Genomic DNA, 499 nt, shown 5'->3' on the forward strand with positions numbered 1-499 from the left:
ATCATAATCAAAACTATTGAGTAATACTCTAGAAGGTGTTTGCTCGTTAGCGGCTTGTGGCGCAGCTGCATATTGTTTGATTAAACGGCCTGCATTATCACGCTGGTAATGCAATCTGCCAAGCAGGCTTTTACCGTTTTCGCTAATATCGTCGCTGGCAGTTAGATGCCCTGCTGCGTTGTAATGATATTGTTGTACTCTACCATCAAAACCAACTTCCTCTACAAGGCGCTCATTAAGGTCGTAACGTAAGTGATAGTCTTCCCCTTTTTCGTTAGTCAGCCCAATCAGATTACGCTCGCCATCATAGTGGTAGTCGAGTGTTTGGCCCAATGGGTCAATACGTTTAACCACTTGCGATAAGCCGTTATATTGGTATTGCGTTGTTTTACCGCTGCTGTCCCCCTGATGGGTTAATAAACCGAGCGGGCTGTAAGCAAACTGTTGCACTTCACCATCGGGGCCTTTAATCGCCGTACACTGCGCATTGGCATCGTAT

Annotated in this window: 1 pseudogene; it reads right to left on the minus strand. The window is 45.9% G+C overall.

Going from position 1 to position 499, the window contains the following annotated elements:
* Nucleotides 1-499, minus strand: a pseudogene (locus CXF74_RS21670) (RHS repeat protein); the annotation flags it as partial.

It is taken from the genome of Psychromonas sp. Urea-02u-13, assembly GCF_002835995.1.
Classification (GTDB): domain Bacteria; phylum Pseudomonadota; class Gammaproteobacteria; order Enterobacterales; family Psychromonadaceae; genus Psychromonas.